18 protein-coding genes are annotated in these 21920 nt (G+C 37.9%); 7 read left to right on the plus strand and 11 right to left on the minus strand.

Annotated features, from left to right (window positions below):
- Window positions 1–73: 73 nt before the first annotated feature.
- Both PL11201_RS25250 and PL11201_RS25255 read left to right on the plus strand, forming a co-directional pair.
- On the plus strand, window positions 74–844 hold the full coding sequence (locus PL11201_RS25250) for a Uma2 family endonuclease (protein WP_079681574.1): 771 nt from the start codon (window positions 74–76) through the stop codon (window positions 842–844).
- 159 nt (window positions 845–1003) lie between these two features.
- Complete coding sequence (locus tag PL11201_RS25255) at window positions 1004–2098, plus strand: CAP domain-containing protein (protein ID WP_079681575.1); 1095 nt, start codon at window positions 1004–1006, stop codon at window positions 2096–2098.
- 67 nt (window positions 2099–2165) lie between these two features.
- On the opposite strand, the gene PL11201_RS25260 is transcribed toward PL11201_RS25255, so the two are convergent.
- On the minus strand, window positions 2166–4040 hold the full coding sequence (locus PL11201_RS25260) for a tetratricopeptide repeat protein (protein WP_079681576.1): 1875 nt from the start codon (window positions 4038–4040) through the stop codon (window positions 2166–2168).
- 174 nt (window positions 4041–4214) lie between these two features.
- Complete coding sequence (locus PL11201_RS25265) at window positions 4215–4991, minus strand: FecR family protein (RefSeq protein ID WP_234996839.1); 777 nt, start codon at window positions 4989–4991, stop codon at window positions 4215–4217.
- A 136-nt stretch (window positions 4992–5127) separates the two neighbouring features.
- Here PL11201_RS25265 and PL11201_RS25270 point away from each other — a divergent pair, with 136 nt between their 5' ends.
- From PL11201_RS25270 to PL11201_RS25280, 3 genes are all read left to right on the plus strand, one after another.
- Window positions 5128–7857: a CHAT domain-containing tetratricopeptide repeat protein gene (locus PL11201_RS25270; protein ID WP_144017882.1), complete on the plus strand. Its 2730-nt coding sequence runs from the start codon at window positions 5128–5130 to the stop codon at window positions 7855–7857.
- Window positions 7858–8267: 410 nt separating this feature from the next.
- A complete protein-coding gene (locus tag PL11201_RS25275; RefSeq protein WP_079681577.1) occupies window positions 8268–9041 on the plus strand; it encodes a DUF928 domain-containing protein in 774 nt (257 codons plus the stop codon).
- Window positions 9042–9073: 32 nt separating this feature from the next.
- On the plus strand, window positions 9074–11338 hold the full coding sequence (locus PL11201_RS25280; RefSeq protein WP_079681578.1) for a CHASE2 domain-containing protein: 2265 nt from the start codon (window positions 9074–9076) through the stop codon (window positions 11336–11338).
- Window positions 11339–11421: 83 nt separating this feature from the next.
- Here the strand turns inward: PL11201_RS25280 and PL11201_RS25285 are convergent, their stop codons facing one another.
- From PL11201_RS25285 to fraC, 7 genes are all read right to left on the minus strand, one after another.
- Window positions 11422–13083: a CocE/NonD family hydrolase gene (locus PL11201_RS25285; RefSeq protein WP_079681579.1), complete on the minus strand. Its 1662-nt coding sequence runs from the start codon at window positions 13081–13083 to the stop codon at window positions 11422–11424.
- 93 nt (window positions 13084–13176) lie between these two features.
- On the minus strand, window positions 13177–14685 hold the full coding sequence (locus tag PL11201_RS25290; RefSeq protein WP_079681580.1) for a methyl-accepting chemotaxis protein: 1509 nt from the start codon (window positions 14683–14685) through the stop codon (window positions 13177–13179).
- Window positions 14686–14763: 78 nt separating this feature from the next.
- Entirely contained in the window at window positions 14764–14892 is a 129-nt protein-coding gene (locus PL11201_RS27400) for a hypothetical protein (protein WP_255377753.1), read from the minus strand.
- Window positions 14893–14965: 73 nt separating this feature from the next.
- Entirely contained in the window at window positions 14966–15787 is an 822-nt protein-coding gene (gene larE, locus PL11201_RS25295) for an ATP-dependent sacrificial sulfur transferase LarE (RefSeq protein WP_079681638.1), read from the minus strand.
- Between the two features lie 34 nt (window positions 15788–15821).
- Entirely contained in the window at window positions 15822–16595 is a 774-nt protein-coding gene (locus PL11201_RS25300; protein ID WP_079681581.1) for an ABC transporter permease, read from the minus strand.
- 54 nt (window positions 16596–16649) lie between these two features.
- Window positions 16650–17231, minus strand: coding sequence for a DUF5357 family protein (locus tag PL11201_RS25305; RefSeq protein WP_079681582.1), 582 nt, complete (start codon window positions 17229–17231; stop codon window positions 16650–16652).
- Window position 17232: 1 nt separating this feature from the next.
- Window positions 17233–17739, minus strand: a complete 507-nt coding sequence (gene fraC, locus PL11201_RS25310; RefSeq protein ID WP_079681583.1) for a filament integrity protein FraC — start codon at window positions 17737–17739, stop codon at window positions 17233–17235.
- 145 nt (window positions 17740–17884) lie between these two features.
- Here fraC and PL11201_RS25315 point away from each other — a divergent pair, with 145 nt between their 5' ends.
- The gene (locus PL11201_RS25315) at window positions 17885–18118 is read left to right on the plus strand and encodes a hypothetical protein (protein ID WP_079681584.1); all 234 of its coding nucleotides are present in this window, start codon (window positions 17885–17887) and stop codon (window positions 18116–18118) included.
- Between the two features lie 46 nt (window positions 18119–18164).
- Here PL11201_RS25315 and PL11201_RS25320 read toward each other — a convergent pair whose 3' ends face one another.
- Together PL11201_RS25320 and PL11201_RS25325 are read right to left on the minus strand one after the other, a co-directional pair.
- Complete coding sequence (locus tag PL11201_RS25320) at window positions 18165–19967, minus strand: two-component system response regulator (RefSeq protein ID WP_079681585.1); 1803 nt, start codon at window positions 19965–19967, stop codon at window positions 18165–18167.
- A gap of 57 nt (window positions 19968–20024) precedes the next feature.
- Window positions 20025–20909, minus strand: coding sequence for a fructosamine kinase family protein (locus PL11201_RS25325; RefSeq protein WP_079681586.1), 885 nt, complete (start codon window positions 20907–20909; stop codon window positions 20025–20027).
- Window positions 20910–21114: 205 nt separating this feature from the next.
- Here PL11201_RS25325 and msrA point away from each other — a divergent pair, with 205 nt between their 5' ends.
- Entirely contained in the window at window positions 21115–21753 is a 639-nt protein-coding gene (gene msrA / locus PL11201_RS25330) for a peptide-methionine (S)-S-oxide reductase MsrA (RefSeq protein ID WP_079681587.1), read from the plus strand.
- The last annotated feature ends 167 nt before the right edge of the window (window positions 21754–21920 follow it).

Genomic DNA, 21920 nt, shown 5'->3' on the forward strand with positions numbered 1-21920 from the left:
TAACTAATTTAGATAATAAACAGTTTATTTTATAATTTTGTTATGCTAAATTAACCCAATTTTAAATGCTGCTATGACAACAACCTTTCCCGCCGAACAACCCACAACTCACCTACCTGACCATACAGAACTCCCCGACTCAGACGGTACATTTGTGAAAAATTTTCAAGAACATCCTCAAAGTATTTTACTGACCGACTCTATTAACCCAATTCTGCAAAAAATTCATCCCGATGGATACTATTGTATTGGACAAGATAGTGGGATTTATTGGCGCATGACTGACCCACCTCAACGGGGAGCGGAAGCACCAGATTGGTTTTATGTTGCCAATGTTCCCCCTAGTTTAAACGGTCAAATGCGACGTTCCTATGTGCTTTGGCAGGAATATGTTGCCCCTTTAATTGTTTTAGAATTTGTCTCTGGAGATGGTTCGGAAGAACGGGATAAAACCTCTTTATGGACGGCGGAATCAGAAGGTACAAAACCAGGTAAATTCTGGGTTTATGAGCAAGTGATTCATCCGGCGTTTTATGGGATTTATGAAGTGCAAAAATCCAGTATTGAAGTGTATCATTTGGTTGAAAATCGCTTTCAACCTTTGCCCCAAAATGAACGAGGACACTATCCTATTGGTTGTCTAGGCATTGAATTAGGAATTTGGCAAGGTGAATATCAAAATGTAGAATTGCCTTGGTTGCGTTGGTGGGATAGTCAAGGGAATTTATTATTAACAGGAAATGAACGGGCGGAAATTGAATATCAACGGGCAGAAATGGAAGCTCAACGGGCGGAACGTTTAGCTGCGCAATTACGAGCATTAGGAGTTACACCTGAAGATTGAGCATTGTAAAGAAACTGTAGGGGTTTACTCTCTAAACCTCTACAATACAAAAAATTATAGATAAAAACAATACAAAAATTAACTCTCTATAAAAAATAATTTGATATAATAAAAGCTAATAATTTTACTGTTGTATAAAGTTTTATAAAGAGTACAACCATGACTTTAATTCCAGATTCTTCTATTGGCGCTTTAGTCGGGAATAACTCCTCTGAATTGATTTCCCTGTTCCCAGGGCAGTTATCCAACTATCCCGCCGGGGTGTTAGGACTCGATGGCAACGATACTGTATTCGGTTCGGGTGATAATGAGTTAATTTTAGGGAACACAGGTTTTGATCAGTTATGGGGTGGGGAGAGTTCCGATACCCTATTTGGGGGTAAGGATGGGGATATCCTTGAAGGAGAAGCAGGGAATGATGTCCTGTTTGGCAACCTTGACGCCGATACCCTTTTTGGGGGTGAGGGGTTTGATAGTTTATTTGGGGGGAAAGCCGATGATGTCTTGAACGGAGAAGGGGGAAATGATACCCTATCAGGAGATTTAGGGGCTGATACCCTCACCGGAGGAAGTGGTCAGGATGTGTTTTTGCTACAACAACAGGGTCAAGGGCGAGACTGGATTACGGATTTTGAACCGAATATCGATTTGATTCAACTGCCCAATAACGTAGGTGAGGTGCAAGTCCAAGCGGTAGGAAGTAATCAAACTCGCCTGGTGGTGAGTGCCACCAACGAAGAACTGGCCCTTCTGGATGGGATTGTGCCATCGGACTTACGGGACAGTGATTTCATCGGTCAGGGATTTACTTTGAAAAAAGAGAATATCTCTCCTCCTGCCTCTGACTTTGTTCAACAGGTCTTAGACTTAACTAATGATTTCCGCAGTCAAAATGGTTTACCCCCCCTAACTCTGAACACTCAGTTAAATGCAGCCGCCCAGGAACAAAGTCAAGATATGGCGCAGCAAGACTTTTTTAACCACATCGGTTTAGATGGTTCCACCCCCGCAACCCGCGCCCAAGACCAGGGATACACTTTTTCCTTTATCGGTGAAAATATTGGTGCCGGGTATCAAACCCCCGAGGAAGTGGTTCAGGGATGGATTGATAGTCCAGGACACCGGGAGAACTTGCTTAACCCTAATTACGCTGAAATTGGCATTGGCTATTTCTATTTAGAAAATGATACGGGGTTGGAAAATTGGAACCACTATTGGACACAGGTATTTGGGACAGCGTTGGGTAATTCATGAATTATGAATTACGAATTACGAATGGGTAAGGGGTAATAGGTAATTCATGAATTACCCCTACTATAAATTACAGGCGCTTTAATAAAATTCCTGTTTGCCAATAATAGGCTTCTTGTTTAACCGCTAAAACTTGGAAAAAGGGTTGCCATTTTTCGCGAAAACAATTCACATCATAGAAAACCAAAGACTGCGTATCCCGTCCTAGGGTAAACATGGCAAAATCTTGATTGATATATTCAAAATAGTTCTGAATACAGTCTGGCTTTTGTTCTGGAGGCCAGACATTATTATTAGAAAGCCAGACTTCAGGAGATTCTTTGATTTTATCAAAAATATAACGTTCTTGAATTGTAATAAAAGCTAGTCCTCCGGGTTTTAAAATCCGACGGAGTTCTAACAACCAAGCATCGGCTAAATCGTCAATATGGGTGAAGACTGAACCCGCATAAATTAAATCAAAATAGCGGTCTTCAAAGGGTAAATGGGGTAGGGTTGTGCCGACAAAAAAATGAAAGGGGGGACTCATATTTTGTTGACACCAAGCAATACAATCGGCACTAATATCCGTTCCCCAAATTTCACAAATATCTGATAAATCTGCTAACTCCCTAAGAATGCGTCCCGAGGCACAACCAAAATCTAAAATTCGGCTTCCGGTTTTGAGAAAATATCCACACTCTCGCAATACACTTAACATGACTTGAACTTGCGTTTTCCCCGAGTTGAGGTAATATTCCTCATTCTCTACAAAAACTAACCTTAAGTGTTCAGGAGGAACGGGAAATTGCCATTTTCCGGTTTGGGGATTTTTGCCTAAAGTCGTTGGTTTAGGTAAACAATAGGAGGGAGATTGTCCCGATTTAGGATAATATTTTAACCAGTCAATAGGTTCGAGTTGATGGGGGGATGGGGTAGGATCAATCTCAATAATTTCATCTAATTTTTTTTGAGCTAAACTATAATCTGGATTCAGTTTTAAAGCGGTTTTAAAACAAGAAATAGCATCGGGTTTTTGTTGTAAATTTAGATAGGCTAAACCTAGGTTATAATAGCAGGAGGGTTCAGTGGAATTGAGTTCTAAGGCTTGTTGATAAACCGGAATAGCGTCTTGCCAGTGCTGCAACTGAATCAAGGCATCTCCTAAATTTTTATAAGACCAAAAGAAGTCCGATTTAATTTGATTGGCTGTGGTATAAACTTCAATAGCTTCTTGCCATCTTTCTAAATTAAATAGGGAATCGGCTAAATTAATATAAGACCAAAAGAAATTAGGATCAATAGAAATTGCTTGTTGACAAATGGGAATCGCTTCTTGCCATCTTTCTAACTGAATTAAGGCTTTTCCTAAACTTACATACGACCAAAAAAAGTCTGGTTTTAATTCAATAGCCTGGCGGTAGATGGGTATGGATTCTTCCCATTTTTCTAAAGTGGTTAATGCTTCTGCTAATTTTTGATAAACTCCCCAAAAATTCGGGTCTAATTCAATGGCTTTTTGATAAATAGGAATAGCTTTTTCTAGTTGTCCAGTTTGAATTAAACATTCCCCCAAACTATTATAACCCCAAAAGCAATTCGGGTCTATTTGAATCGCTTTTTCATAAATAGGAATAGCTTCTTCCCATCGCTGTAATTTCAGCAATGCTTCTCCTAAATTATTATAAGCCCAAAATTCATTCGGACTCAATTCAATCAATTTTTGATAGGCTGTAATTGCTTGTTCAAATTCTTGGATTTTTAGGGAAAGACTGCCAATCCTTTGATATCCTAAGAGTAATTTAGGTTCAATATTAATTAGTTTTTGGTAACAAGTTATCGCTTCGCTAAAATTCTCACTTTCCTGAAATTTAATCGCCTGTTGATATAGTTCAGTTATCAGGTCAGCGTAGGGGTGAGTCGATTCAGTCATAATTAGACTATCTTCTGGATGAGATGAGGTCATATTTTTCAGTACAATTGTTTATAGTTATAGATTCTATCATTGAATCAGAAACTCGTCACCAGTAAAATATTAATTTTGCTTTTTGGCTGATGATGATATGCCTCCAATATCAACTTTTTGCACCCGCACAGGAACGCAACCATGAGTCATTTTCATGAATCATTAAATAGAGATTTAGAAAGGTAAACGTGGAATTGGAGGAGTAGGAATTGGGGGAGTGGGAATTGCCGGGGTTGGAATCCCATTTTGAGAACAGGTAAACCCGGGTAAAAGACGGGAACATACAGAAGATAATGCCCCTTCTGGAGTGACGGGAATATTAAAACCCGTGAATAATTCACCTAATAAAATGGAGGCGATTTCTTCCGATGTCATGGAAATAACTTGACTTAAAATTCCTTTTAAAATTGGTAGTTTTTGTCCTTCAGTTACCTTGATAATTTCTCCAGTTTTATCGGCAGAAGTTACTTCTACAGTCCCTTCTAAAACTTTAATATTACCGGTTTTTCCATCGGTGGTTTCTAGGATATAAATTGTTCCTTGAACACCAACAGTAAATCCAGCAACACATCCATTAACCGGGCCACTAACTAAGATTTTTCCCTGTTGAATTTCGACACATTGACCTACGGTAATCTTGGAATTTGTATCCATTCGTCCCGACGCCCCATTATTAAACAGAACTCCAGCGCGAGAGTCTTTTGTCACCACAACTTGTCCAAATTCTGCTTTGTCTTCTACTTTAGCTAGATTGTCTTGAATAAAAACTTGATCTCCATCAATAATTTCTTGAATGATGGCCAGATCAATTTGGGCAACAGTTGGTAGTTGAAAGAGTCCCAGACTCAAAACCAGAAAAAATCCGGCGATGAAACCTGTTAGATTTCGTTTCCGATTACGAGGAGGTTGGAACCCAACAATTGATGTAGAAAAAATAGGAATAGTGAACATAAGTTAAGTAGAAAATGAGAAACTTTCAACGATCAGAAACTCTTGATTACGGATCAGGTTAAAATAATCCGTATAATTAATCGTAAACCTTTAATGACCTCATTCTCAAGATTTTATTTTAACTAGGAATTGACTCATGATACACATTAATATACGCAAAAATCAATTTTTTGGGATTTGGTTTTGTCTCCTAATTCTAGGGTCTTTTGGGGTTTCAGGAATTATTGTCCCGGCGATTGCAGGTGAAGGACAATCCGCAGAAATGATTCATCCTAATTCTAAGGCGGAAGATATTTTTAATCAAGGGATGAAACGCTATCGAGAAGGGACAGTGGCGGGGTTTCGGGGGGCGATTCAACAGTGGGAAGAAGGGTTACGTCTGTGGCGAGAAGCGAATAACCCCCAGCAAGAATCGATTACTCGAAATTTTTTATGTTCTGTTTATAGTAATTTAGGAGAATATCCCCAGGCGATTAATTGTTATAATCAATTGCTGGTTTTAACTCAAACCCTGGAAGACCTGCAAACCCAAGCCACAACGTTAATTTCTATTGCTAAGATTTATAGTCAATTAGGGGAGTATCAAAAAGCTTTAGATACTCTAAATCAAACCTTTCCTTTATGGCAAAAAACTAATTTTAAAACCGGAGAGATCGCCACTTTAAATGAGATGGCTTTGATTTATTTTAATTTAGGGGAATTTCAACAAGCTCTAAATTATTATAATCAAGCATTGCTTGAGGTTAAGCCTTTAGGAAACCCTACAAATGTAGCGGCAGTTTTAAATAATATTGCCCAGGTGGAATCTGAGTTAAATCGGTTTGAAGCAGCCCTGAAGCATAATCAACAAGCCTTGGGTTTATGGGAAGAAGTCATTAATAAATTTGGGGATAGTGCGGCGGTTAACGTGCAGCGAGGCAAGGGCGCAACCTTGAATAATATTGGTTTTGTTTATGCAAATTTAAATCGATTAGATTCAGCTTTAGAAATCTATAATCAAGCCTTAAATTTATGGCAAAAAATTGGCGATCGCACCGGAGAAGCCAGTACCTTAAATAATATCGGGTTTATTTATTTTCAACAAAACAAGTTAGAGAAATCTTTAGAATTATATCATCAATCTTTAAAAATTCGTCAGGAAATTGGCGATCGCCCAAAAGAAGCTTTATCTCGGTATCGAGTGGCAACAGTTGAACGAAAACAGGGTAATTTTGCAGAGGCGATCGCTCAAATGGAAACGGTTTTAACCCTGATTGAAGATTTACGAACCAAGATTAATAATCAAGATTTAAGAGCCTCTTTTTTGGCATCTAAACAGGATTATTACCAATTCTATATTGATTTGTTAATGCAACTAAATCAACAACAACCCAATCAGGGATGGGATGGAAAAGCCTTACAAATTAGTGAACGGGCAAAGGCTCGATCCCTATTAGATATTTTAGCTCAAGCTCAAGGAGAAGTGACCTCTGGAGTTGACCCAAAACTGTTAACTCAAAAACAAACCTTAAAACAAAAATTATCGACTTTAGAAGAACAAAGAGTTAAACTTTTAAGTCAGTCCCATACCAATGAACAGAAACAGGAACTTAACCAAGAAATTGAAACCTTACTCCAAGAGTATAGTCAAGTCTTAGATACCATTCGGGTAAATAATCCCCATTATGCCGCCTTAACTCAACCTCAACCCTTAACTCTAACTGGGATTCAAAAGTTATTAGATGACCAGACGGTTTTATTAGAATATTCTCTTGGGAAAGAACGCAGTTATTTATGGGCGGTGACTCTTAATTCTATCCAAAGTTATGAATTACCCCCAGAAGAAACTATTAAAGCCGCCGTTAAAACCTTTAGAGATAATCTAATTTCACCCAGTAAAAGAGTGCGGCGATCGCTCTACGAAGAAACGGGAAAAGCCCTGACTCAAATTGCTTTTCCCTTAATTCCATCCTTAAAAAATAAACGATTATTAATTGTTGCCGATGGTGCGTTACAATATGTTCCTTTTGCTGCCCTTCCCGAACCCGAAACTTCCAGGGAGAGCGAGGTTATTCCTTTAATTATGAATCATGAATTATTAACCCTACCCTCGGCTTCAGTTTTGGGAATTATGCGGGGAGAAAATCAAAATCGGAAACCCGCAGAAAAACTCTTAGCTGTATTAGCTGATCCCGTATTTGCTCCCACAGATGAGCGCTTAAAATCCGTTGTTGTTCAAGCACTGAAAGTGCTTCCCCCAGATTTAGAAAGTTCCGCCAGAGAATCGGGAATTTTATTTGATCGTTTACCCTTTACTCAAGAGGAAGCTACCCAAATTTTAGCCTTAGTTCCCGAAGAATATCGTTTACAAGAAGTGGGTTTTAATGCTAGTCGAGAAACCGCAATAAATCCCCAATTAAGTCAATACCGTTTTGTGCATTTTGCTACCCATGGTTTACTCAATAGTGAAAATCCTCAATTATCGGGTTTGGTTTTTTCTCTAGTTAATCAAAATGGAGAATCTCAGAATGGATTTTTACGACTGTATGACATTTTTAACCTGAGTTTACCTGTAGAATTAGTGGTATTAAGTGCTTGTGAAACGGGATTAGGTCAGGAGATCAGAGGGGAAGGGTTAGTCAGTTTAACCAGAGGATTTATGTATGCGGGAGCAAGTCGAGTGGTGGTGAGTTTATGGAAAGTTGATGATCAATCAACAGCCGAATTAATGGTTAAATTTTATCAAGGAATATTAGAGAAGGGATTGGCTCCTGGGGCGGCTTTACGACAAGCTCAAATTCAGATGCAAAACGATTCGGAATGGGTACCTCCCTACTATTGGTCAGGGTTTACTTTACAAGGAGAATGGCGAGGAATTCAAGATTAAATCTATCTATGATATGATCATTATTATGGAATAGCCAACAGAAATTAGATCGGGACAAGATTAGTCAGAATTATTTTCTATTTATTTGAGTTCAGGAATCTAATCTTTATACAACCTCCTCGGTAATCTTTTAGGTGTCTTTTTTAAAATAATACTGCTTAGAATAGCTTATCATATCTTTGATTGATCGTGGATTGACCTCAATCCCAGATTTCGCAGGTCTGCGTGAAAACAGCAATATTTATAGCCTTTTGGCAACTTCTGAAGTGATTCAACAGTCTCGGAGGAGTAAGTCCCCGTCATCTGCTGATTTGGTGTGGAAACTCACCAAAAAAGAGGACATAGATTTTTTGATCCAGATATTGCATCTTAGGGATCATTACAATAGATATTTAAAGAGGCATAATCTCATGGTTATCAAGTCTGTTGGTTTTTTGAGTCTGATTTTAGGCATTCTGTTACCGACCACCGCGAGTCTAGCGACTATGGCTCCACCGGTGAGCAATCCCGTCAATACCCCCATGCAAATCAGTTTGAAATTTCCGCCCCCACCCGATGGAGATGGGCCAGTGAGTACGGCTGGGGGAGGAACCCGAGGGGGCGAAACCCTTTCTGCCAGTGAGTGTGGCATAGGAAATACAAAAATGACCGCCTTAGTCCCCAGTCAGAAGACTTTAACGGTTTCTGCTCATCCCATATTTTTTGTCTATGTTCCCGAATCTAAGGTAAAAACCGGTGAATTTGTTCTGATTAATCAACAGGGCAAAGATGTTTACACGACGGTCGTGCAACTCCCTTTAAAACCGAGTATTTTACAGATTCAACTCCCTGAAACTGTAAGTTTAGAAACTGGAAGTCAATATCAATGGATGTTTTCGATTACCTGTAGAACAGAAGAACAAGAATTTATTGATACATTGAAGGTTTCTATTCAGCGAAATGAACTCAATCCTACATTCAAAAATGAAATAGAAAAAGCTCAAAGCCCCTTAAAAAAAGCTGAACTTTATGCTCGGGAAAACCTCTGGCAAGATACCTTAATGATCATGGCTCAGTTACGAAACGCTGAACCGGAATTATGGAAAGAGTTTCTCACTTCTATTAAAATTAATCAACAGATTGCAGAAGCTCCCTTTGCACCAGAAACAACGGTAAGTAATTCCGATCATCAATCTAAACCCTAGAAAGGTAAAGCATATATTCTAAAATAAGCTTAATGAGGGCAAAAATCAGACAATTAGTGTGGGAGTGGCGTGGTGTTTGGATTACAACCCCAGTTATGGCAGGTTTGGTAATTCTACTGCGTTTTTCCGGGATTTTACAGTCCTGGGAATGGGCTGTTTATGACCAATATATGCGTCTACGTCCCCCGGAACCCAGGGATGAAAGGATTGCGATTGTAGGGTTAGATGAAGCCGATATGAAATATATTGGCCAAGGTTATGTCCCTGACCAGATTTATGCTCAATTAATCAAGAAATTGGTCGCCATGAAACCCACGGTTATTGGCTTAGATATTTATCGAGATTTACCTTTTGAACCCGGTCATAAACAGTTAATTAAAATCTTAGCAGAAACTCCTAATTTACTAGGAATTGAAAAAGTTGTAGGGGATAAATCCTTAGAATCCGTCGCGGCACCTCCAATTTTAAAAGAAAAAAATCGAGTAGCAGCCAATGATTTAATTTTAGATGAAGATAATATTATTCGACGGGCATTATTAGTAGTTAAAAATGATCAAAAACAACCAGTATATAGTTTGGGGTTGTTTTTAGCGATGTTTTATTTAGACGCTCAAGGGATTGCACCGGAAATCGTCCCGGGAACTAATAATTGGTGGAAATTTAAAGATACTATTTTTAGACCCCTGACTAAAAATGATGGGGGCTATGTGCGGGCTGATGCTGGAGGATATCAAATATTTTTAAATTATCGGGGATATAATCGTAGTTTTGAGATCGTTTCTTTTCAGGATATTTTAACCGATAAACTGCCTAAAGATTGGGGAGAAAATCGAATTATTTTAATCGGTTCCGTCGGGGAAAGTTTCAAAGATTTAATGTCTACTCCCTATACATTATCTGCGAACCAACGCATGGCCGGGGTGGAAGTTCATGCTCATATTGCCAGTCAAATTATTAGTGCAGCCTTAGATAGTCGTCCGTTAATTAAGACGTTACCCGATGCTTTAGAATGGATTTGGATATTTATTTGGTCGGGAACCGGAGCAATTTTAACCTGGAAATTTCGGGCAACGGCTAAAGTACAATTATTAATTATTCGACAAGTTTCAATTTTAATTTTAGCCACGGGAATTTTACTAGGAAGTACCTATCTTTTCTTTATCCAAGGATGGTGGATTCCGGTGGTTCCTCCCTTTTTAGCTTTAACGGGTTCAGCCATCGCCATTACCGCTTATATTGCCCGTTCTGCTTCGGATATTAGGAATATTTTTGGCCGTTATTTGAGCGCTGAAATTGTTTCTAATTTATTAGAAAGACCCGAAGGTTTAAAACTGGGGGGAGAGCGCCGAAAAATCACCATTTTAACCTCGGATTTACGCGGATTTACGGCTCTTTCTGAACGTTTACAGCCTGAAGAAGTGGTTAAAATTTTAAACTTTTATTTATCCTCCATGGCTGATGTGATTACCACCTATCAAGGAACCATTGATGAGTTTATGGGGGATGGAATTTTAGTTTTATTTGGTGCTCCTACTTTACGGGAAGATGACGCTCAAAGGGCGATTGCTTGTGCGGTAGCGATGCAATTAGCCATGGAAAGGGTGAATGAACAATTACAAAAGTGGAATTTATCTCCTTTAGACATGGGAATTGGGATTAATACGGGGGAAGTTGTGGTGGGAAATATTGGTTCAGAAAAACGCACAAAATATGGGGTTGTAGGAAGTCAAGTTAATTTAACCTATAGGATTGAATCCTATACAACCGGAGGACAAATTTTAATCTCTGAAATGACATTAAATCAAGCGGGTCGGGATTTAATTAAGATTGAAAATCAAAAATTAGTTCAACCCAAGGGAGTCAAAAAGCCGATTACTATTTATGAAGTGGGAGGAATTTTAGGAAACTATAATCTATTTATTTCTCAACAAGAACAGCATTTTTATCCGATTCCGACTCCTATTTTATTACAATATTTTATTTTAGAAGGAAAACATATCAGCGACAGTATTTTAATGGCAAGTTTAGTGGAATTATCGGAAAAAGGAGGTTTAATTATTACAGAGGCAAATAATGATATTATTCCTGGGGCGTTGGCTAATTTAAAACTTAATATTAAATTAGAATCAGAACAATGGAGTGATGATATTTATGCAAAAGTCCTAGAAAAATCGGCGGAACCGGGAGCTTTTTATGTGGGGTTTACGGCTAAACCTCCAGAGGTGGAAAAATATCTGAATCAACTTTATCAAAATATTAATGTGTTGAAAGTTGACCCCCCTAGCCCCCCTTGTTAAGCGAGGGAAATGGAACTTTAAAATGAACCTTTTTAATGGGAGATTTGATAATCCGGTTACCCCTAGATTACCAAGGGGGGGGGCTAGGGGGGTGAAAGATTTGATAATATAATTTTTGAGGGGAAATTACCCCCAGAATGAATCGTTAACGTGATAATTTCATGCTCCATTAAATGGGTTTGATTGAGAGGTTTTTCAGTTCCCGAGTTAACGGGATAAGCTGGAAAACAAGCCCCACTGACACTTAAACGTAAACAATGGTTTTGAAGAATTTTAATACAAGTAGGCTGCAATTTAATTTGATAATAATTTGTATTTTTATCTTGACTAAAATCATTATTTGTGTTAGATTTAATGGGAGTAATTCGTTGATATCCTTGACTAAAATTATAGACAGTTCCATCTGGTTTAACTTCTGATAAAACCGCACATAAATCAAACGTCGGTTTGTCTGCTGTACAATAAATTTCTACCGCTAAATCCCCGGCTAAATGTAAATCTTGGCTCAAGGGTTCCGAGGTATAAGTAACAATATCACTGCGACAATCTAAGCTAGAACGGTCAAAGGAACCCGTGGGATACATGGCATGACCTCCGAGGGCGGGAACTGGACGCCAAGGGTCATGAACAAAGACATCTTCTTGAGAATTATTAGGACAATTTTGCGTTAAAATTCCCCCATCTTCTCGTAAATTTGCTAGTCCATTGGTTGATAAATAATAAATCTGGGAGGGCGATGACGGCCATTGTTGAAATTGTCGCCATTCTTGACTTCCCATCTCAAATAAACAAACCTGATTTTGATTAAAAATTGGGTTTTCTTTGCCTTTTAAAAAAGTATCAAACCATTGAATTTGGAGGCTATCAATAAAGGTTGATGCGGTTAACCCATAATTCACAGACCCGACCTTTCTCCCCCAGGGAAGATGCGCCCAAGGGCCAACAATTAAATATTGGGAGGAGGGACTACGCTTGACCATTTCTTGATAAAAATTAATTGTTCCTCTTAAATAGGTATCAAACCATCCTCCAATATGCAGCATTGGTAAGTCTAAATTATCTAATTTGGGAGATAAATTTTGCCAATATTCATCGGGTTGATCATGGGCTAACCATTCATGATAAAATGAATCTGGATCGTAGATTTTTAACACATCTGGACTAGCAGGAATGGGATCAAAAAAAGGTAAATTTCGAGAGGCTTGATACAGAGAATTATAGGCTATTTCATCCCTTTTTAATCGGGCTGTTTCGGCAGAAATTTGAACCGCCCATCCTAAGTTGGCATATAAACAAAAAGCCCCCCCTTCATAGGCCCAATCCCTATATAAATCATGACTCATCATCGCCGGACAAATGGTTTTTAATGCTTTCGGGCGACCAGAAGCGGCATAAATTTGAGTTAATCCTTGATAGGAAAATCCATACATTCCCACCTGACCGTTACTATTGGGAAAATTAGCAACCCAATTAATAGTATCTAACCCGTCCTCTATTTCATGGGTAAAAAGTTTAAATTCGCCTTCCGAGGTTCCCCGTCCTCTCACATCTTGAATAACTACAATATAACCCCGTTGAGCATACCATTTTGGATGGGCATAAACAACGGTAGAGGCGATCGCTCTCCCATAGGGTTGTCGCATTAATAAAACGGGTAATTTTTCCTGCGTATCGGGTCGATAAATGTCCGCATCTAGTCGAATTCCATCCCGAGTAATGAGGGAGGTTGTTTCTTTAATAATCATCTTTTTCAGTTATTAGTAAATAAGTCAGGTAATGAGTAATGGGTTATAGTTATCAATCAACTATTAACTCTTAGACTGATAACTGATGACTGATTATTGTGATGTTTCTTGGACAATATCTTTCAAATCAAAAGCAGCATCACTGAGTTTTTGAATTCCGAGCTTAATTTGACCCATACCCAGACTACTATCCTGAGCATTTTTATTGAGATTATTCATCGCCACAACAACTTGTTGAATGGCTACAGCCTGTTGTTTAGAATTTAATGAAATTTGCTGAGAACTCTGAACAATATTACTCAGTTCTATGGACATTTTATTAAAAGCAGAAGCGGTTTTTTGGGCTAAATCCAAGGTATTTACCACACTTTTAATTCCAGCTTCGGTGACCGCTCCGGTTGAATTATTAGATTGTTTAATTCCCATCACTAAGTTATTAATTTGATGGGCAGATTTTTGACTTTCATCGGCTAATTTTCTGATTTCTGAAGCCACGACCGAAAACCCTTTTCCGTATTCTCCGGCTCGAACAGCTTCTACGGCGGCATTGAGCGCTAACATATTAGTCTGATTGGCTAAATCACCCACCAATTGAGAGATATTCCCAATTTGATTGGTTTGTTCACTCAGGCGTGAAATTTGTTCTGCGATGGCTTCAACTTTTTCTTTCATTTGGTTCATTTCTACCAAAGTTTGCTTCACTAATTCATTGCCACTTTCTGCTAAGTTTAAAACCTGTCTGGCTCCTGATGTTGAAGTTTCCGCCTGTTCACTGGCTTGTTTTGCCGAAAATTCTAATTCATCCATCGTGCGAGTCGTTTCATTTACCGAACTCGCTTGACTACTGGTGATTTGTTCCTGTTGGTCAACAGCAATATTAATTTCTAAGGAAGAATGATCAATGGCATCAATGGCTTGAGTAATTTTACGACTCACTAAGGAAGAAATTAACCAAGCAATAATAAAAGCGGTTAACGCTGAAATAATGGAACCCAAAACCAATAAGTTGATTGCATTTTGTAGCGTGTTTCTAGCTTGAAGATTTTCTGCATTCAGTCTTGTGATTTCTGTCTTATTAAAGTCAGAATTAAGGGTTAAAAAATCTAAAAGAAGTTTACTACCTATACCAGTTTTAAAAATCTCCAAAGCTTCTTTTTTCTTTCCCTGTTCCAACAAACTAGCTAACTTATTTTGATGTTGATTATAGTTTTTTGCGATTTCTTTCATTTGTTCAAATCGTTGTCTTTGTTCGAGAACAGTAATTATATTATCCACACTATTACTGGCTTCCTGGAAACCCTGCCAACTTTGTTGATATAAGTCTAAATATTGTGGTTCTTCAGTAAGAATATAACCTCGACTATTGGCGACCATATTACTCCCAGATAACGCCATTTGATCCGTGTAAATAATACTTTTTTGGACATTTTCTACCTGGTTAAATGCCTCAAATACCTTACTGGCATTGGCATAAACAATATAGGTAGAACCCGCAAACATAAAAACGGGAATTGCATAACCAAAAAGCATCTGAGTTCTGAGTTTAAATTGACTCAATAAATGCTTTTTATCTCCGAGGTTTTTGTCAAAACTATTAGTCATTTTCTTAACTCCTAATCTCTGATGATTTTTAGAATAATTTGATTGAGTATAGATTACTATATTTTTATCATTAGTAACCTAAATTTTATGGATCTTGAAAAATATCCCATTTTGCAAAGATTCAATCGGAAACCCATCAATTTTAGTGTCTTGAGGACTAATCCGATAAGTTGGATAGTCTTTAGGAGATTTGACAATCGGAATCATACAATGCTGTATCATTTTACCTCTTTTCTGGGGTTCATAATTGGGGTTTAGGGTTCACTAAAATAGAGGGTATTTAGGTGCTAATTACTTCTGAAGGTAAGACTTGATTGAGTTTTCCGCTTCGATATCCCTCTAAATCTAAAGTAACATAAATAAACCCAAATTCTTGGAAAGTTTGCACTAATTTAGGCAGTTCAATAATTAATACAAAGTCTTTAATTTCTTCTGGGGATAATTCGATGCGAGCGGTATCTCCCTCTGAACGAACTCGCAGATTTTTCCAGCCTAATTTTCTTAAATACACTTCTGCTCTACCCACCCGTTGTAATTTAGAAATTGTAATTTCTTCTCCATAGGGAAACCTGGAACTTAAACAGGGTTGAGCGGGTTTATCCCAAGCTTTTAAACCGAGGTATTTAGAAATTTCTCGGACTTCAGTTTTGCTAATCCCTAATTCCGCTAAAGGTGAACGAACTCCTCTTTCTTTTGCTGCTTTAATTCCTGGGCGATAGTCGCGTAAATCATCGCTATTCACTCCATCAACAATATAGGGATAACCCCAGCTTTGAGCTAAGGGTTTTAGAGTATCATGGAGTTCACTTTTGCAAAAATAGCAACGATTAACTGGGTTTGATGTATAATTAGAATTAGCCATTTCTTGGGTCTGAATTTCTTGGTGTTGAATCCCAATTTCGGCCGCTTGAATTCGAGCATCTTCTAAGTCTTCTGGTAATAGGGAGGGAGAAACGGCGGTTACGGCTAAAGATTGATCTCCTAATACATCATAGGCAATTTTAGCGACTAGGGTACTATCTATTCCTCCAGAATAAGCGATTAATGCCCGTTCCATTTCTTGAAATAGGGCTTGAAGTTGTTGTAATTTTTCTAGGGCTATCATGGTGAAGATTAAACCTAATTCTCTAATTTAACTAAAATTCTCTCTGCCAAAAAATTGCAATGGACAGGGATAATAGAAGAACCATATAAAGGATAGCATAAATCCCATTAGTTATTAGCACTGAAGATGGGGGTAAGTAACCATAAATGGCTTCATTTTTCAAATCCAATCTTGCTAAATCAGGTAAGATCATGTAGGTGGCTTTCATCATTTGTTCTAAGGTTGGGTTTTCGCTAATTTTTCCCAAGGCGAGTAAGTCACGACTGAGACTTCCCATTGCATAAACACCCAGGGTTAATAAACTTGCGAGCAGTGAACTGGTAAATACTCCTAATAAAATGCCGACCGCCGCCACTAAAGAGAGTTGTAGCCACATAAATATAAAAGCAATACTTAGAGAGACGAAGGGGTAGGAAATTTTATTGAAACTGAGAATTCCCAAAAATAGCAGGGTCATCACCAAGATTAAAACTGCAATAAAAGCCGAGATCCCAAAATGTTTTCCGATAATTAATTCCGCCGGACTGACGGGTTTAGAAACCAGGAGATAAACCGTTTTCTTGTCAATTTCTTTGTTAATCAAATTAGCACTCACAAAAACTGTAATCAGTAAGCCTAATAAATTAATCATGGCGATGCCAAAATCCAGGGTTATTTTGTTTTCTAACCCGGCGGAAACTTCAGGAAGTAAACGAATGGAACCCATCAAAAATAAGGCAAAAAGACCAATAATATAAAGAATACGGTCACGAACAACTTCTAAAAAAACGTTACTGGCAATGGTAAAAATTCGGTTGAAATTCATCTTGATTTCCAGATTATTATTGTAATAAGGTTTGACCAAAAATAAGCAATATCCTTATTCCTGTTTCATTCCCAGAAAGAAATAGGATTGAAACTCTGGGTTGATTTTAGCAGAATCCGGCTGTAAAGTCTCCGGTGTAGGAAGAATATTTGGAACCCTTGGTAACCAATTTTCCACGCGCAAAGAAAATTCTATCCAACAGTAAATATTAATGTGGATTAGGAAAATAATAATAAACCCCATACGAACCAACGGCGGGGGAGACTGGATTTTAAATTTATCTTGAATAAATTCCAGAATAAAGATTAGACAGGCTGCGATGAGTGGCCAAGATTTCAAGGCGAAATTAGGTTTAGTTATTTCTGTCTTTTGATATATAATTAGACATAGTAAGAATGAAGTAATCCAAGGACTTAAGGAAATTCTCCCAATTATAAATGGAGGTTCATTAGTTCGGATACTAATAGCAACCGTTAGCATTAATAAACTCAGAAGTGCTAAACTATTCCTGGTATCTTCATTATTAATTACGAAAACAGATGCCGTCCAAATGGCAATACTGATCAATATAAACGTTCTCCATTCTAAGGGATGGGAGGGTTTAATAATATTTAAAATATTAATTAGTTTTTTCATTTTATTTTAAAATCAATAATGTAAATACCAATCCTAAGAACATAAAATAACTTAAAATATGTGCTAGTAATATTATTCTAAAATCTTTGTATTGTTCGGACATTTGAATCCGTTCTTCTGAATTTCCTGAAAATACTTTACTGATTTTAGTAAAGTCCGTGCTTAATAAAAACCGGAGGGTTTCAAAGCCTATCCATTTAATTAATAGTAAGAAAGTAAAATTAAAAACCGTTAATAAAAAGATAACGAAGGAGGTTGTATCAAGCTGTTCTACCAACAAATAATCAATTAATTGTTTTCGAGCTTCCAATGGTAATACTGCTTCTGCATTTAAAACAATAATCCATTCACAGGCACTTGCCAACAAATTGAGAGCCATTGTATATTGTACACTCAATTTCGGGGAGATATTGAAACTTTTTTGGAAAATCCAGGCTTCAACAGTAATAGAGATTAAAAGCCGAATAATTCTTAATAAAATAACTCTTAATATAGTTCTGACTGGCATATATAGTAGGGAAAGTAGGCAAGAAGCAATAGGGCTGCAAACCAGATTATATTTTTAAGCATACTCTGATTTTATCCGATATTCTATACTGTTCATTGTTTACCCATAACTGATAACTCTTACACCGATAACTGATTACTGATATATGAATCATCCAATTCCCACAAACCCCCAAGAAATGATGGCTCTGCGACAACAACCTGTTACTGACGAGTTAGTTGTAACGGCGTTGGCAGGAGTCGTAAAAATTGCGCGTTCCCGTCAACAATCATTAGAAGATCTGAAGGCTGAGGTTTTAGCCGATGATAGTCTACTGAATCGAGAACAGCGAGTGTGGTTAAGTGAATTAGTCAGCCATGCTTGGCAATCTTTACCCTAGGAAAAAATTTAGGGTTTTTAGAAAAATAGAGGATAGGGAATCATCATTACCACTGAGGATCGGAGAAAAGCAGAGTTTCTGTGGCTTCTGCATCCAAAGGTTGGGCGAATAGATAACCCTGAGCTAATTCGCAACCTAAAAGCCTAAGAAGGGATAATTGTTCTGGCGTCTCAATGCCCTCAGCTACCACACTCATTCCTAAATGATGGGCGAGATTGAGAATGGCTTGAACCACCTCTAAATTTTTTCCCATCGAATCTAAGTTACTAATAAAAGAGCGATCAATTTTAATGATATCTAAAGGAAATCGGTGTAAATAACTCAAGGAAGAATATCCCGTCCCAAAGTCATCTAAACTTAACTGAATTTTACGCTCTTTGAGTTGTTCAAATAGCTCTGATGCTAATTCGGGATTATCCATAATGGCACTTTCTGTAATTTCTAATTTTAAGTTTTTACTATCTAATTTCAAACTCTCAAGAACTTGATCAATTTCTTCAATTAAATTACCTTGAGAAAACTGTTTAACCGATAAATTTACACTCATGGTGATGTCAAAAACTTCCCCTCGTTTAGCAGATTGTTCTTGCCATAATTTGAGTTGACGACAGGAGTGTTCTAATACCCAAAATCCTAGGGGAACAATTAAACCAGTGGCTTCAGCAACGGGAATAAAATGATCCGGTGAAACTAAGCCCCCTTGAGGATGTTTCCAGCGAACTAAGGCTTCAAAACTACTAATTTTTCCCGTTAATAAACAAATAATCGGTTGATAATAAACAATAAATTCTTGACGTTCAATGGCACGGCGAAGGTCATTTTCTAACTGTAAACGAGTTAAGGCGCGGGTGTGCATCTCTCGATTGAACACCTGATAACGGGCTTTTCCTAAGGTTTTAGCTTGATACATCGCCGTATCTGCATCCCTGAGCAAATGTTCCGGCTGTTCGTACTCAGAATTTCCTAAAACAATCCCAATACTGGTATTAATAAAAACTTCATGTTCATGGAGTGAAAAAGATTTGCTTAAAGCCTGTTGAATTGTTTCCGCTAATTGGGTGGCTTCATCAACGGATTCAATCTTTTCTAAAAGGACAGTGAATTCATCCCCTTCAAATCGAGCCAAGGTATAATTATGATTAATACAATTGCTTAATCTTCTCGCCACCGCCTTTAAAAGTTGGTCTCCAGCTAAATGTCCCAAGGAATCATTCACCACTTTAAAATCATCACAATCGAGAAATAATACCGCAAATTGAGAGCTAGAATAGGTGCGGGTATAAGCCAAAACTGCCATCAATCGTTCCATAAAAAACACTCGATTCGGTAAACCCGTAAGTGCGTCATGGGATGCCATGTGTAACAATCGTAAATTGGCTAGTTCTAGTTCCTTCGTTCGTTCTCTGACCCGTTGTTCTAGTTCTGTATTTAATTTTTGAATTTGTAATTTTGCCTCTTGTAAATTGAGTTGATTTTTGATTCTAGCTAAAACTTCTCGAATTTCAAAAGGTTTAGTAATATAGTCCAAACCGCCTACTTCAAAAGCTTGAATTTTATCAAAAACCTCATTTAATGCGCTTAAAAAAATCACAGGAATATCCCGGGTGCGTTCGGAAGATTTTAACTGTTTACAAACTTCATAACCACTCATTTGAGGCATCCGAATATCTAATAAAATTAGATCCGGTGGGTCAGCAATCGCCCCCATAATCGCAGCCGAACCATTAATAACACAGCGAACATCATACCCCTGTTCTGTCAACATTGCTGACAACAGATATAAATTATCGGGTGTATCATCAACAATCAAAATACTGGTGGGTGGGTGATCGGGTTGAGCGTCATTCATCAGAAAAGACTATAAATACAAGAGAAAATAAGTGGTCAGTGCTGGTTGAGTTAAGGTTTAGCGCAAAATTTCTTCAATCATCTGATTAGCTTGTCTACCATAGCTCCCCCCAAATAAGTTAAAATGATTTAGGATATGGTAAAGATTATAAATCATTTTACGACGCGCATAACCAGAATTTATCGGAAAAATCGTCTGGTAACCTTGATAAAAATGAGGAGGAAACCCGCCAAATAATTCAGTCATGGCTAAATCAACTTCTCGATCTCCAAAATAACTAGCTGGATCAAAAATTACCGGTTCTCCTGCTGAAGAAATTGCCGCATTTCCTCCCCATAAATCCCCATGAACTAAGGAAGGTTGAGGAGTATAATCAGCTAATAAATCTGGAATTTTTTTGAGTAATTTTTCTTCCTGATCAAAATATCCTCCTCGCCGTTTAGCTAGTTTCAATTGATAGCCAATTCTATGTTCTTGCCAAAATTCAATCCAATTATTTGTCCAGGTATTAATTTGAGGTGTGGAACCAATTGTATTATTAATTTCCCAGCCAAAATTTACACACCCAGGATAATCCTGTTCCGGTGTCCAGCGATGTAGTAACCCTAAGTTTTTTCCCATTTCTTCCCAGGCTGAAGGGTCATTTTTTCCGGCTAAATTCAGCCATTCTAAGACTAAATAAGCGGAATTTCCTAACCCTCCCCAACAAATGACTTTAGGAACTCGAATAGTATGGGTGTTCCAAATTTGTTGAACTCCTAAAGCCTCGGCCTCAAACATTCCCACTTGACTTATTTGATTCAGTTTAATAAAATAGTGGCGGGAACCTTGACTAATTTGATATCCTTGATTGATGCACCCTCCACCGACGGCATGGCGATCGCAAATTTGAAATGGTTCTCCCGTAGCTTGACTAATTTGTTCAGCAATTTGATCCCACATCATATCTGAAAGTTTTTTGAACTTTAGTGATTTTTCTGGTTTTATTGTATCAAATTAAAATAATCAGAATATTAAAATCATTAACGGGATTCATCCAAGAATAAATTATCAATCCTTAAAAACTGAGTTTCTAGTTGGGCAAAAACCACGATAAAAACGCTAACATTAAGGAATGTAAAGCTATATTTCACAAATCCACTCAATTATGCACATCTTTGGACTTGGTAAAAAACTGAAAATGCCTTCGGCTTCCGACGCCTTACCCGGACGCAAGCAAGTCATGTCCGTACCCGACAAACACTATGTCAATGGTAATCCCCTCAAACCTCCCTTTCCCCCAGGATTGGAAATGGCGATGTTTGGGATGGGCTGTTTTTGGGGAGCAGAACGTCGGTTTTGGCAGCAGGAAGGGGTGTTTAGCACTTCTGTGGGGTATAGTGCCGGATTTACTCCTAACCCCACCTATGAAGAAGTTTGTAGCGGCTTAACGGGACATAATGAAGTCGTGTTAGTGGTTTATGATCCTAAAGTGATTAGTTATGAACAATTGCTGAAAGTCTTTTGGGAAAGCCATAATCCGACTCAGGGAATGCGTCAGGGTAACGATGCTGGGACACAATACCGTTCAGGAATTTATGTTTATTCCCAGCAACAAGGGGAATTAGCTGAAGCCTCCCGGGACACCTATCAAATTGCTCTGAAGCAAGGGGGTTATGAAACAATAACCACTGAAATTCTACCAGCACCGGAATTTTATTATGCAGAAAGTTATCATCAACAATATTTAGCTAAAAACCCCAATGGCTACTGCGGTTTAGGAGGAACCAAAATCAGTTATCAGTAATCAGTTATCAGTTTAAGAGTTGTCAGTTTAACAGTTAATCATTTTGTTAGTCTTTAGTTTTTGTTTTTTTAGTTTTTACTTAACAATCTAAAACTAAGCTGTTGAGCATTTAAACTGTATATTTTAGAGGCTGAAACCCCTTACTGGCTTGGATCGTCTCGAAAATT

Source organism: Planktothrix sp. PCC 11201, assembly GCF_900009135.1.
Taxonomy (GTDB): domain Bacteria; phylum Cyanobacteriota; class Cyanobacteriia; order Cyanobacteriales; family Microcoleaceae; genus Planktothrix.